Origin of the sequence: Helicobacter muridarum, assembly GCF_000765805.2 — a bacterium.
Taxonomy (GTDB): Bacteria; Campylobacterota; Campylobacteria; order Campylobacterales; family Helicobacteraceae; genus Helicobacter_A; species Helicobacter_A muridarum.
Genome location: NZ_JRPD02000019.1, coordinates 1 through 14,176 on the forward strand (window position 1 = coordinate 1; position 14,176 = coordinate 14,176).

Here is a 14,176-nt window from a genome sequence, read left to right on the forward strand (position 1 = left end):
GAGCTACTGCATTAGAATCTTGTTCTAGGCTTTTTTGAGTTCTTTGTATATTGGAATTAATTGCTTCTGCCATTCTGCCTAATTCGTCTTGGGATTTGATTTTAACAAGGGCTGGAGGTTGATTTGTTTCATGGTTTAGGTATTTGAAGAAGTTAAGCAATAGACTTTGAATTGTTTCGACTGGCTTAATAAGAAATCTAATAATAAAGAAAAGAATACTAGAACCCACAATAATAGCAACAATAGACAATAATGTTGTATATAAAATATTTCTATTAATAATATCATTATAATCAGACATTTTAGCTGCCACTACAATTGTCCAACCAAATGGAAACTGTTTATAAAAGCCTATTCTATCACTTTTATGAATGTCTATATAGTTTATCTTTCCGTGTGAAGATTCCCGCAAAGCATTCCTTAAGGCAATCTCTGAAGGCAAATCTGTAGGGTTATTTATCATTGTATCATCAACATGAGAAAATATTTTGCCAGCACCATCAGTAATATATACATCAATACTTGGCAACTCATCTGTAATAAAGTTTTTGAATCTATCCTGAAAGCCACCAACAAATACGTCGATAGCAACTATTCCTAAAAATTGTCCACTATCTGATACAAGTGGAGCAGTTACCGTAGCTAGTGACTTGCCTTTATACAAACCAGATTCACTAATATATACAGGAGTAACAATGCCATCTCTGTTATTTTTTGTCATAAATTCATTTTTTGTTTTTACATAGTAATCAGAGTTTCGCAAATCTTTTTGCAAAACATCATAATCATCGCTAAATATTCTACCTTCAGGTTTAACTGCATATTCAGTTAGAGTTGCGCCATCAGAATCATAAATGACATAAACAGCTGGATAAGGAATTAAACTAGCAACATCAAAAAGCATGCCTCGTTGTTCGTAAATATCATCCCTACCTATTCTTTTAATCTTTTGGGTTAACTTTCTAAGATGTTCTTTAGCCTCAATATTCATAGTAATATTTATCGTAGTATAAGAAGCATTCAAGACGCCATCTTGAATACTTTCGTATAAATCATAAATGTTATTTATAGTTCTTTTAAAACTAAAGCTATTAATTAAAATAATAATTAAAATAAATATAACTAAAATTCCCATTGTGAGCTTTCCAGCCATAGAAACACTTTTCATTAAATCAAATCCCTTAATTAAATATAATTTGTCGCTAAAATTATAACTATATATAATATAATCTATAAAATTATTTATGTATTTTAAATATTAAATACACTTATAGTTTAAAAAAAGGATTATCTATGACAAGAATATTACAGTTTATTTGTTGCATAACTGCAATATCATTTTTTATTGCATGTGATTCTAAACAACATTCAGAATCAAATTCAAAAGAGTCAAATTCACAAACAGAATACGTTCCAACCTTAAGGGTTGGAGTAAATGCGGAATATCCACCATTTGAGTTTAAAAAAGATGATGAGATTGTTGGTTTTGATATAGATGTACTTGAATATATAAGTAAAAGAGCTGGCTTCAAATATACATTACATCACATGAGTAGCTTTGATGGGCTTATACCAGCCCTCAAAGCAGGTAAAATTGACATGATAATATCTAGTATGACTGCTACTGCCGAACGAGCTAAACAGGTAGATTTTACTCTTCCATATTATGAAGGTAAAAGTCTCTATTTAAAACACAAAGACAGTTTAGATTTGAATAGCAAAGAAGATGTGAGAGGAAAAAGAGTAGGTGTTTTCATAGGAACTATACAAGAACAAACAGTTAATAATATGAAAGATGAATATGATTTGGAAGTAGTTCCTAGCGATACTATCTTTGCATCTATTATGAATCTAAAAAATAAAAAGGTAGATGTGGTAGTAGCAGATCATGCGACATCAGTAGGCTATATAAAAGAAAATAACGAATTACAAGGATTCTACCAAGAAGGAGATGGCGGAGATGGTTTATCGATAGCAGTAGATAAAGGAAAACACCCAGATATCATAGAGAAAGTAAATATAGCAATCCAAGAATTAAAGCAAAGCCCAGAGTATAATGAAATAATTGATAAGTATAAAATGAAGTAGATAGGACTTCAAATATGACTTATCTACTAATTGTTACATTAGTCATTATTGCATTACTTATTTTGCTAAAAAATAAAACTCCATCTAAAATAGAAAAATACTCAAGAAATCATGAAAATGACAAGGAAATATCATTAATCCCTTGCGAAAAATGTGGGGTATATGTACCTGCTGATAACTGCATATTACGGCAAGGAAAATACTATTGCAAAACATGCCTAGACTTTAATAAATCTTAGACAAAGATGAGATGTTAATCATGTCAACTATACTAATAAAACGTACTAGGCAATCTAATACAAATAACAACCAAGCAGCGGCAAATAGGAAAACATCATCAATAAACATATATGCATGCTATATAATACTTGTATTTTTCATATCCTTTCAGTTTCGATATCTACACTCAAGCAGCATAACAAGCCAATATGATTATCTTATATCACAGATAAATAGTTGCATTAGGAAAAATGTCAACGCTTGTCAAGATTTAATTGAACTAGGATTGCCAAACACCAAAAATTGCAATCCATTTACATGTAATATTATTGGCACAGTGCTTATGCTTGCAAATAGAGAAAGCGAAGCTATAGAATATTTCAAGGCATCATGTAATACTTATTATTTAGAGGGTTGCTTTGGATTAGGGTTAAGTTATGAAGCATTACAAGACTACAAAAATGCAAAGTCAATCTATCAATTAGCATGTCATAAAAACCATATACTAAGCTGCTACAACCTAGCAATGTTACATACCAAAAATGCAGATAAGAGGGATTATATAATAGCAAACTCTCTTCTGCAAAAAGCATGCAAACAAATGTATGCCAAAGCGTGCTTCAACAAGGCAGTCTTATATGTAAATGGCTATGGTGTGCAAAAGAGTTTAAGCCATGCAAAGCTATATTTTGATAAGGCATGCGATATGGGATTAAAAGAATCATGCAAGAATCTAGATATATTGAGCAAACAAGGAATACAAATGCCAACTATAAAAAAGACACGCGGATTCTATAATGAAGAGCTTTGATATATCATATGCAAAAACAGCATAACTACACAAAACCACAATACATACCTAAACCTAAAAAAGTAAAAAGCAATACAAATAGATTTCAACACAATCCAAAATATCAAATAAATATTGTATTAATGCAACTTAAATTTTATATTAACCATTTTAATATAATTTAAAAATAAAATAATATATTACATAACTATAAGTTTATAATATTTGTAATATATTTATTTTATCAAATTAAAATATATAAAATAGTATTAAGGATTGTGCATTGAATGATAATTCTATTGTAAAAGATATCCTATCACGAAGAGGATTCTTATGCTTTAGCAAAAGCGTATCCATAGCAATACTAGGCAGCTATCTGTCGATGCAAACGACAAAAGCTAACAAAGATAATACCAATATGTTCAAAAAAGGCATAAAATGCGGATTTTTGCCAATTACTGATCATCTATTAATTATTATTAACACATTATTTTCTCACCCACAATATAGCTTTGTTCCTATAAAGTTTTCACAATGGGCAGATTTAGCAGAGGCTTTGCGAGCTAAAGCAATAGATATGGCATTTGTGCTTGCACCAATTGGCATGGAGCTAGCTGCGCAAAATGTTCCAATCAAACTGTTGCTAAACTCACACACAAATGGCTCATCCCTCAATATACGAATAGATTCTAATATCACCCATATAACACAAATAAAAAATAAAAAAATTGCTGTGCCATCACGATTTTCATCGCAATATTTTCTGCTTGATAGAATTCTGCATTCCAATGAATTGAACTTACACCAAATTCAAACAATAGATATGTCACCACCTGAAATGCAAGCTGCTCTATATAATAGAACCATTGACGCATTTATAGTTGCAGAGCCATTCGGTGTAATTGCAAACAAACGAAACATATCTAAGACACTACTCTATAGCAAGGATATATACCCAAATCATACATGTTGCAACTTAGTAATACACCAAAATATATTAGAGGATTCTATAATCTTAGAGCTAGCAAGGAGCATTCAACAAGCAAGAGAAATCCTAACAAAAGACTTGCCACAAGCAATTAAGCTACAATCTCAAATCATGGGGCAGAATCCACAAGCAATTCAAAAGGTTGTAGATAATAATCTTATCTCATATAAAGATCTACTTCCAAGTAAACAAGCTTTAGAGGAATTTAAGGAATTTTTAATAAGAGAAAAGCTCTCTAAAAATATACATAGGCTAAACATTGAATCTTATATATTTGACATGCAACCATATTTAAGTGATACATCTTAGATTCATGTAAAACTTATATTTAGAAATTATTTATCAATACTAAAATCCACATTAGACACACTACCATCTACGCCCACTATGGACAGCCTATGTTTGCCCACTGGCAAATGAAAATTCTGCGTATTTCCTTTTAGGATTCCTAAATATTGCTTATTTAGATACCAATGTACTTGCTGATTCTTGAGATTGGCAATACGAATAATAATATCCTTTGTTGAATTGAGGTCTTTTGGTTGAATGATTCTTAGTCCATTAGTAGGGTAAACAAATTTAAGCCAATTATTTTCTTTTTGCCGAGTAGAAAGAAAGAAAGAAATATCGGCATTTTGAGCATAATAATCCAAAACATTGGTAGGTAAAAAGAGTCTCACAGCAGGAACTGTATACAAAAAATCATCATGAGTAGAATCTATCTCTTTTTCTAAATTTTTATCTAAATATACCTTTCTCAAAAATGGAGAAACCCTCAAAGGCATAGAATCTTTTGGCAATAAAGTCTCTAATGATTCTATATTGAAATCATGAAACTCCAAATCATATCTATACCCTGTAATTTTATCAAGCAAAACGTTTTGCATATCAATAGGCATATCAAATCCCTGCTGCATAAAATCTAGCTCACTTAGTAACTCAAATAGAAAATTTCCTGCTATTTGTGATCCAATTAGATTTGCATTGCCTTCTCCTGTAAAATTCCCAACCCATACAACAAGAGTATATTTCGGCGAGCTACCAGCAGCCCAAGCATCTCTCCTACCGTAGCTTGTGCCACTTTTCCATGAAAATATATGTTTATCTTTGTGTAAATTCCAAAAATCACTTCGATGTAAATCTTTCATAGCGTCAAGAGTTAAATAACTAGCAGCTGGACTTAACAACCTCTTGCCCTCTTCTCTATGTATCGGCATAGAATAATAAAATCTACTAAACTCTCCGCCATTTGCAATACCTAGATAGATTTTAGCAATGTCCTCTAAGCTCATCTCCTTTGTGCCAAGTATGATGGATAAACCATACCGCGAAGGATTATCATCATTAAAGTGTAATATATCCTTTAGAGTATAGAAAAAATTATCAGCACCATATTCTTGTAATAACCATACAAAAGGGATATTCAAGGACATTATAAGCGCATCTCTAGCACTAACTAAACCATGATAATTATTAGTAGCATTACTAGGATTAAAGTTTGAAAAAAACAAAGGCACATCTACCAACTTAGATTCTGGTGCTATGAGTCCAGAATCAATGCTTAGAGCATATAACAGAGGTTTAAGCAATGAACCCGGACTTCGTTTTGCCCTTATACCATCAATTTGTCCATAACCTTTTATATCTAGGAAATCTTGTGAACCAATATAAGCTAAAACTTCTCTACTCTTCGTATCAAGCAATATAGCGCAAAGATTACTAATGTTGTTTCTAATCATTTTTTCATGGTATTGCTTTGACCTCTTCTCAAATCGTAGTTGAATCTCCTTGTCTATAGTGGTTTGCAAAATAGATTCATAGTTATTGCTCTCATTAATAACACGTAATGATAGATGTTGAGCAGAGTTTTTATAAAAAGTAACTAGATTAGGCAAAGGCTCTTCTATAGCAAGATTTAACAATATGGAATCTATAAGTCCTTTATTGTATAGCTTTGTTAAAAGAGAATCTCGTTTTTCTTTTAATAATGAGCGATTCTTTTGAATATTAATCAAACCCGGCTGATTTGGCAAAACAGCTAACAATGCAGATTGTGCCCATGTTATATCATTAGGCAACTTACCAAAATACATCAAAGATGCAGCCTTAAATCCAACTATATTACCACCATATGGAACGTTATTAAGATACATCGTAAGAATAAAATCCTTATCATACATAGATTCTAATCGCAGGGCATGAATGCTCTCCTTTAATTTATAGCCAAAAGTTCGCGGATTGCGCTCTAAAATCTTGATAACTTGCATAGTAATAGTGCTAGCACCAGCCCTTTTGTTATAATATATATTATTTTTTATCGTCCTTAAAACTGCTAATAAATCCAATCCACTATGGGTATAAAATCTCTTATCTTCGTAAAGCAAAACAGATTCTCTTAGTTTATATGGTATAGGATCATAGCTATTTAGATGCCATTGTTCTTTGCTATTTAAAAATATACTAAGTATATTACTATTTCTATCTAACACAGTTTTGCTGTAGTCAGGCAAAAATGGATCAATCTTAGAATCTAAATTTGAATTAAATTTAATATCCCTATATGAGAGTGGATTGAAGTTAAAATATTCATATACAAATATAATAGATACAATAAGTAAAATTATCACTAAGGGTAATATATAAAACTTATATCTATCTAGCCACAATATAGGTAATTTATGAATCAAGCGCATAAAAGAAAGAAAATGTTTTGATTTCATTATGATTTATTGTTAGGGCGATTACGAAGTCTATATAAATCATCAAGAAGGGCTGGCATTGCAATAAGTAACCCTGAAAGCACAATAAAAGCAATACCAATTGATGTTATAAGATTCGGAAAAGCATCGCCTAACATTATCCCTAAAAAAATACCAAATATTACACGAGAGTAATCAATAGGGGCTACAATGCCTACAGGTGCATTTATATAAGCCTTATTTAAGAAATGTTGTCCAACTGTGCCGCTAGTACCCATACAAACAATAAGAAGCCACTCCCAAACATTTGGCAAAGAAAAACCACCTACTCCATCAAAGGGCAAAAACATGCCACAAAATCCTAAGATAGCATTCCCTATACCAAATGCTAAAATCAAGAAAGCATTATCAAAATATGGCTTTAGTGTACGTAATGTTACAAAAGCTATCGCCATAGTAACTCCACTAAGGATTCCTACAACAATATTAATTAATGCTATATCATTAAAATTTGGATCGCTAATTAACAATATACCAACAAATCCGATAATAGTTGCTAGCATAACACCAATACTTACTTTCTCCTTTAAAAATAATATACCAAAAATCACAGCATAGATAGGGACACTTTGGGCAAAAGCGGTGGCTGTACCAAGTGGAATAGTAGAGATATTGTAAAAGATTGATACCATTGCTACTCCACCCATAAAAACCCGAATAAACAACTTACCCCAACCACCTTTTTTATTTGCCTTAGTAATCCCATGCCTATAATAATTGTAAGAGTAAATAATCAAAATAATAATAACCATTATAAATGAACGAAAAAAAACAATTTCCATAGAAGGTAGGCTATTTGAAAGAATCTTAGCAAAAGCCATCATAAGAGCAAATCCAAATGATGAAATAACCATGAATAAAATACCAGAAGTAATATTGCCCATTCTCATCACCACATATACATAACTATAAATTATGTAGCTTAACACAAAAAGCCGCAAAAAAATGAATAGCTACATTTGTGTTTTAATTTCTATACCCAATAAGGAAAATCCTGTGCTAAGGCTTAATGAGACAAGCATAAATACTTTTAAAATTTGTGCCTCAAGTGGCGTTTGCAGAATCTTGTATGAATTATAAAAAACATGCAATTGTTTGGCAAGATTCTTCAAATATTCACAAATTTTATGTAGTTCTTTCTCTTCATAACTCTGTCTTAGTATATATGAAAAACTAAGCGCGCTTACCATAAGATTAACCAATTCATCCCTTAGCTCCTCTATGTTATCCAACTTAGCAAGTTTATATATATCTACAATAGAGGAGGATAAAATTTCATCTTTGCTCAAGTCTGATTTTTTTAGTAGTGTATGAATTCTAGCATTTGCATAATTAATATAAAATAGAGGATTAGAGGAATCTTGTTTATTAATAACATCAACATCGAACTCTAAATGAGTGCCTAAAGCCTTACTTAAAAATATAAATTTCAGGCTATCTGACCCGATGTCATTGATAATGTCTTCCATAAGAATAAAATTACCTGCTCTCTTGCTCATCTTATATGGCTTACCAGCTTTAAGAAGATTCACCATTTGTGCCAATAAAATATCTAATTTATCAGAATCATATCCCAAAAAATCAATGCTAGCTTTGATTCTAGCAATATATCCATGATGATCTGCTCCCCATATATTGATATAAGAATCAAAACCACGATCAAACTTATCTCTATGATAAATAATATCGCCTGCCATATAAGTAGGCTCTCCACTATCTCGAACCAATACTCTATCTTTTTCATCATTTTTGAGACTGGACTTAAGCCAAATAGCACCATCTCTTATATCTAATGCCCCGTTACTCTTTAAGGTATCCAATGTATCTTGCCACTTACAATAAAGGCTCTTTTCACTCACAAAACTATCAAATACAATATCTGCTGCGCTAAGATTGGACTTGATTCTATTAAGCATTAAATCTTTTGCATACAAACCAATATCAATAATAATACTCTGAAAATCCTTAGTAAAATAACCTTCACCAAAATGCAAAATAGCCGCTCTAGCAATATCATCTATATATTCACCCCTATATATTTCTCCTTCTACTAAATCTAAATCAAGAATACTAGCAACCGCATTAAACACAGATAAAGCTAGCATATCTATCTGGCTACCAGCATCATTGACATAATATTCTCCTATGATGTCATACCCTAGATGTTTACCTACTCTTTGTAGCGCACTACCAAAAACAGCTCCTCTAGCATGTCCAATATGAAGAGGACCTGTCGGATTAGCACTCACATATTCAAGCAAGATTTTGTGATTTTTCTCTTCACCTTTTGCGAAATCGTGTGGAGAGCTAAGTTTTAGATTAATTTCATGTTCGAAAAATATAAGAGATAATTTTATATTCAAATAGCCATTAAGTGCTACAACTTCCTCAAATACAAGATGATTATTGTGGTCAATAGAATTTGATAAGGAAGAAATAGAATAGCAATCTGAAATATGGATATATCTTTGATTAATAAATTTGGCTATATCATTTGCTATATTATTTGGGCTCTTTCGAAGTCTTTTTGCAAGAATAAAGCTTATAGTAGTTGAAAAATGCCCATATTGTTTATCTTTTGGATATCCTAGAGGAACATCTTGAGGATTAAAAGAATCTAAAGATGAATCAACTTCATATAAAAATTCATTAATATATTTTGCAAGAATTTCTTTTACTTTATAATGCATTAAGCTTTTTCGCTTTTTTGAGCTATATTTACATCTTGAGAAGCAATTTTAGGCTCTATAACATGTGCCTCTATTGCTTCTGGTTTTTTTTCTTCTTTTACTTGAGTTTGAGTAACATTATTCTGCTCTGCTTGTGGCTTTTTATCATCATCTTCAAGCTCTTTCTTAAATGTTTTAATACCACTGCCAAGACCCTTTGCTAACTCTGGAATCTTTTTTGCACCAAATAACAACACAATAACTAGCAATACAACCAACCAATGCCAAATACTCATAGAACCCATGTAGCACTCCTCATACACCATATTTCATTAACAAATCTTGCATTTTACTAGCATGATTAAGCAAAATAATACTTTTAGCAATATGCAAAATTGCTTCTTTTGAGTCTTCTATATTATCATTAATTAGCAAATAGTCAAACGCATCCGCATATTTTAGTTCATCTAAGGCATTGCGAATACGCTTTTGTATTATATGTTTAGAATCTGTTTGTCTTTTTAAGAGTCTCGATTCAAGCGTGGCTAAATCCTTAGTTGTAATAAAAACAGATTTAGCATTCGGATAGAATTTCTTAATGCTATTATGTCCTCTTACATCAACATCGCATACGATGAAGCGATTATTTAATATTCCTTCTTGGAATTGACATAACCCAGTACCATAGAAATTATCATGCACTTGCTCATATTCAAGAAAATTGCCTAGCTCTATATCACGATAAAAATCTTCTTTAGATACGAAAAAATATTCCCTACCATGCAATTCACCCTCTCTCATGCTTCTTGTTGTAGTAGAAATAGAGAAATAAATATTACTTATATAATATCTCAAGAAATTAGTAAGAGTGCTTTTACCAGCACCAGATGGACCAGAAATAATCATTATATTATATGGTAAATTAGAACAATAATGAGCTTTTTCATTTAAAATAGAATCTAGCATGATTACTACTTATTACCGTCATATTGATCATCAAAGTTCAAAGTAAAACTTATATTTGCACCCTTGAGGATTTCTTGTATTTTATCCTTAGGTGCTTCACGTAAAAAGTCTATAAAAGAATTTCCATCCATTTGTTTTACATCAGATATATTTGTTGTAGCATATTTGGAGTCAAAATCTATGTTATCACTTCTGATAGTATGAGAATCCATAATATTTGGCTTTAAGTCATCTTGCGAATCAATAATGCTTTGGGTAGAATCTTTTTCTATATCCTGCAAATTAGGCATATCTTGAGCTAGCATATCCTCTGATGGTTTGCTCTTGACATTTTCATCTATAACTTGTTCATCTATAGAGCCCACATCTACTATCTCTATATTTTCTTCATTTTGCCTCTCTTCATCTAAGATTTCTTTGCTTAATTCCTCTTTGCTTAAATTGTCTTCTAAACTTTCTTTATCTAAACTATCTTCCACATTTGAATTAGCAATTCCTAAATCAAATTCATTAATCTCATACTTACTATCTTTTAAGTCTGTGGCTTTATCAAAAATATCATCCACAATAGAATCAACTTCTGATTCCAGACCATTTGATACCTGATCTATATCGGTTTCACTTTGATCGTGTAAGTCATTATGAGAAGATAAATTATCTTCAGATATGGGTTCTGAATCCAAACTTATATCTATATTATTATCAATATTATATTCATTACTTTCTATTGATTCTAGGTCTTTTTGAGCCTCTTCACGCAATTCTTCTTGTAAATTATTGCCTGATGAATCAGTTTGTTGCAATAAATATTGTTCTCCTAATGCCTCCGCAACTGCAAACTCGCTAAGACTCTCAATGCTATCCTCATTAGACATAAGTTCTCTACTAGAAGTATTATCAGATGGATTTTTACTATCTAGCATAATATCATCTGACAAATCCAAATTACTACCCAAGTCTTCTTTCTCAATAATAGAATTATCAGAAACATCTTGCGCAGAATCTTCACTAACCTCAAAATCAGTGGAAGCACCTGTATCTTTTAATAGACTATTAACATCATCTAATATATCTTTATCAAAGATTGTCTTAGGCTCTTCATCTGTTTGTTCCAAATCCTCAATGTCTAACATATCTGATTCTAATGGCTGAGATAAATCTTTATCTTGTTCAATAGCAATATCTTCAATATCTTTTTCTATCATATTTACAGTATCATCTATTGCTTCAGCATTTTGTTCTTCTAATGAAGAGTTCTCTAACTCCGAAGAATCTATATCAACAAGATTACTTGCATCATCATTTGGCAGATCTAAATCAGAATTTACTTGTGATAAAGAATCTTGATCCAAAGAATCCAAACTCACAGAATCTTGATCTAATAAATCTTGAGGCATGTCAATAGGCAAATCTTGACTTGATGATAATTGATTTTCTTCTTCTAAAACAGGCTTATCATCATCTGGAGGAACTAAATCATCCAATGTTAAATACACAACATTACTCGTATCTAATTCTAATGATTGGTCAGGTTTAGAATCATTAAGTGAAGAAGTATCTAACAAATCATCATTACTTTGTAAATCATTAGATTCATCATCTTCTGCTTCATGGCTAGTAAAAGAATCTTCTTGTGGTAAAACGTCTTGTGAGAAATCTTCTAGCTCTGAAGAACTTTGGTTATTATCGTTATCTAAAGCCTCATTTTGAAATTCACTTACTGATAAATCTTCTACTAGCAAATCATCAGCAGAAATATCATCTACATTTGCACCTAAATCTATATTTGATTGTTCAATATCTGTTGTATCTGCGTCTTGCGTAATATTTTGTTGCTCCTGCTGCTCAAAACTCTCTTGAGTATTTTGTAGATTATCAAGAGACTCTAAGTCTAATGGATATGAGCTATTAGCAGTTGCATCATCTATCATGTCATTATTGGCGGCTATATCATCATGAGAATCTTCTGTATGAGAATCCTCTAAAGTCTCAGAATCGACAAACGAATCACCCAAATCGCTATAATCAATATCTTCGGCACTTATTTCATCTTGTGTTTGCATGTCATTAGAACTACCCAAATCTAATTCATCGCTTAAAATGTTATCTGGGCTTATATCAGATTTAGCATCACCAATAAAATTATCAGCGGGAACATCACTAGGAACTTCGTTTGATTCCGTTTTATCATTAGAATCATCAAAAACAGCATCAAGGTCTGCATTTAGATCATCAAGTGAACTAATTTTTACTTGGTTTTCCTCGTTAGAAGTATTTGCAATATCATCAATATCTATATCACTTGATACATCATCAACACTAGGAATATCAATATTAGAATCTGATGAATTAACATCAAGTAAATCATTGGTAGAATCAACATTATTAGTATTATCTTCTTTGCTAGTTATATCTAATTCGTTTTGGGAATCTAAAATATCTGTAATGTCTAAAGTGCTTGTAGTATCATCTACTATTTGTTCCTGCTTGGAATCTAAATCAAGCTCATTTATAGATTCCAAGCTATCGGCCAAACCCTCCGATGAATCCTTATTAGCATCTTCAATTGTATTATCCAAGTCTTTATCTGGTTCTAAATCTTCCTCTTGGATTTTAGCTTCCTCCTCTGTCTTGGTTTGCAAGAACTTCTTAGGGCTTGGCATAAGCATATCTCTCTCATCATCGCTTAATAAAAAGTCATCAGTTACATCTTCTGCATTTCGCAATGCCTCCTCGTCTAATGCTGAATTAGAATCTTCAAGTGTATCTGGTGATTTATTTGTGCCTGCAGACTTTAGCATAGACGAATCAACAATAGCATCTAAGTCAAAGTTAGATAAGTCTAGAGGGCTACTATCCTGCGGACTCGGTTGTAAATCGCTCAAATCACTACCAAAGTCAATGCTTGATTTATTATCTATATCAAGAGCATCAGGATTAACAGAGCCCAGATCATCAGCTTTATCATCTTTGCTAAGCTTAGCCTCACTAATTGTGTCATCATTATCTAAGTCGCTTTCAAGTGGCTCATCAGGGGCATCGTTTTCTGAAGGCTTATCCTCATTTATATCTGAGCCATCTTTTGTATCTGTGGAGCTAGAGTCCTCTGTTTCACCAAGAGATGAGAAATCAAGGTTATCCAAATCTATGTCTAATCCATCTCCCTCTTGTTCTTCCTTATCTACTATTGCTTGCGCTTCATCATTAATTGATTGCAATGATACTTCTTCATAACCTTGAACTGGTTCAATAATTTCCTCATCTAAGTCAGCATTAGGTTCTATATCAAAATCATTTAGTTCGCCATCTTTTGGCATACATTGATTTAGAATCTCTAAAATATCTGTTGGTAAAAAGGGCTTTTGAATGGCAATATTAAAATCATTTTTATTTACTTCAGTCTTGCGACCAAAAAGTAAACATACCTTAATATGATTTTGCAAAGACATCAATGTAACTTGATTCTTCCTAACATTCTCATCATCTACTATTATACAAATAAATCCCTTGAAGTTAAAATTCGGTGGGATTATTGCAAGATTCTCAACCTCTAGGTTTAGCTTTTTACTTGCTACATCTACAAGTTTTTTAATCACTGGGTTTTGATTGATAAGTAATACTTTCATTATGCCTTCTTTAGAACAATCTTAGCTCTTGCGAGAATCTTGGTAAAATATTGGTTTAATATTATACCATA

Annotated in this window: 10 protein-coding genes and 1 pseudogene; 4 read left to right on the forward strand and 7 right to left on the reverse strand. The window is 31.8% G+C overall.

Features of this window, described 5'->3' with window-relative positions:
- Nucleotides 1–1,168 (reverse strand): annotated as a pseudogene (locus LS73_RS07460) (hypothetical protein); the annotation flags it as partial.
- 125 nt (nt 1,169–1,293) lie between these two features.
- On the opposite strand from LS73_RS07460, the gene LS73_RS07465 reads away from it, so the two are divergent.
- The 4 genes from LS73_RS07465 to LS73_RS07480 all read left to right on the forward strand — a co-directional run bounded on the left by LS73_RS07465 (nt 1,294) and on the right by LS73_RS07480 (nt 4,394).
- Entirely contained in the window at nt 1,294–2,088 is a 795-nt protein-coding gene (locus LS73_RS07465; RefSeq protein ID WP_034558606.1) for a transporter substrate-binding domain-containing protein, read from the forward strand.
- Nucleotides 2,089–2,102: 14 nt separating this feature from the next.
- Nucleotides 2,103–2,327: a PP0621 family protein gene (locus LS73_RS07470; protein WP_034558608.1), complete on the forward strand. Its 225-nt coding sequence runs from the start codon at nt 2,103–2,105 to the stop codon at nt 2,325–2,327.
- Nucleotides 2,328–2,347: 20 nt separating this feature from the next.
- Nucleotides 2,348–3,118 (forward strand): tetratricopeptide repeat protein, encoded by a 771-nt coding sequence (locus tag LS73_RS07475; RefSeq protein WP_158654976.1) that lies wholly within the window; start codon nt 2,348–2,350, stop codon nt 3,116–3,118.
- Between the two features lie 262 nt (nt 3,119–3,380).
- The gene (locus LS73_RS07480; RefSeq protein WP_052089808.1) at nt 3,381–4,394 is read left to right on the forward strand and encodes an ABC transporter substrate-binding protein; all 1,014 of its coding nucleotides are present in this window, start codon (nt 3,381–3,383) and stop codon (nt 4,392–4,394) included.
- Nucleotides 4,395–4,420: 26 nt separating this feature from the next.
- Here the strand turns inward: LS73_RS07480 and pbpC are convergent, their stop codons facing one another.
- The 6 genes from pbpC to LS73_RS07510 form a co-directional block, all read right to left on the reverse strand.
- Nucleotides 4,421–6,712 (reverse strand): penicillin-binding protein 1C, encoded by a 2,292-nt coding sequence (gene pbpC, locus LS73_RS07485; RefSeq protein ID WP_158654977.1) that lies wholly within the window; start codon nt 6,710–6,712, stop codon nt 4,421–4,423.
- 92 nt (nt 6,713–6,804) lie between these two features.
- On the reverse strand, nt 6,805–7,728 hold the full coding sequence (locus LS73_RS07490; RefSeq protein WP_052089810.1) for a DMT family transporter: 924 nt from the start codon (nt 7,726–7,728) through the stop codon (nt 6,805–6,807).
- Between the two features lie 69 nt (nt 7,729–7,797).
- Nucleotides 7,798–9,534, reverse strand: coding sequence for an arginine--tRNA ligase (argS, locus tag LS73_RS07495; RefSeq protein WP_034558611.1), 1,737 nt, complete (start codon nt 9,532–9,534; stop codon nt 7,798–7,800).
- A complete protein-coding gene (gene tatA, locus LS73_RS07500; protein ID WP_104692159.1) occupies nt 9,534–9,818 on the reverse strand; it encodes a twin-arginine translocase TatA/TatE family subunit in 285 nt (94 codons plus the stop codon). Before tatA ends, argS begins: the two co-directional genes overlap by 1 nt.
- Before the next feature lie 10 nt (nt 9,819–9,828).
- Nucleotides 9,829–10,479 (reverse strand): guanylate kinase, encoded by a 651-nt coding sequence (gene gmk, locus LS73_RS07505; protein ID WP_052089814.1) that lies wholly within the window; start codon nt 10,477–10,479, stop codon nt 9,829–9,831.
- 5 nt (nt 10,480–10,484) lie between these two features.
- A complete protein-coding gene (locus LS73_RS07510) occupies nt 10,485–14,105 on the reverse strand; it encodes a midas domain-containing protein (protein WP_034558612.1) in 3,621 nt (1,206 codons plus the stop codon).
- Nucleotides 14,106–14,176: the final 71 nt, after the last annotated feature.

Bases quoted from the DNA above. Each gene is read 5' to 3' on its own strand.
- LS73_RS07510 (WP_034558612.1), bottom strand. From the start codon at position 14,105: ATGAAAGTATTACTTATCAATCAAAACCCAGTGATTAAAAAACTTGTA.
- argS (WP_034558611.1), bottom strand. From the start codon at position 9,534: ATGCATTATAAAGTAAAAGAAATTCTTGCAAAATATATTAATGAATTT.
- LS73_RS07490 (WP_052089810.1), bottom strand. From the start codon at position 7,728: ATGGGCAATATTACTTCTGGTATTTTATTCATGGTTATTTCATCATTT.
- LS73_RS07475 (WP_158654976.1), top strand. From the start codon at position 2,348: ATGTCAACTATACTAATAAAACGTACTAGGCAATCTAATACAAATAAC.
- tatA (WP_104692159.1), bottom strand. From the start codon at position 9,818: ATGGGTTCTATGAGTATTTGGCATTGGTTGGTTGTATTGCTAGTTATT.
- LS73_RS07465 (WP_034558606.1), top strand. From the start codon at position 1,294: ATGACAAGAATATTACAGTTTATTTGTTGCATAACTGCAATATCATTT.
- LS73_RS07470 (WP_034558608.1), top strand. From the start codon at position 2,103: ATGACTTATCTACTAATTGTTACATTAGTCATTATTGCATTACTTATT.
- gmk (WP_052089814.1), bottom strand. From the start codon at position 10,479: ATGCTAGATTCTATTTTAAATGAAAAAGCTCATTATTGTTCTAATTTA.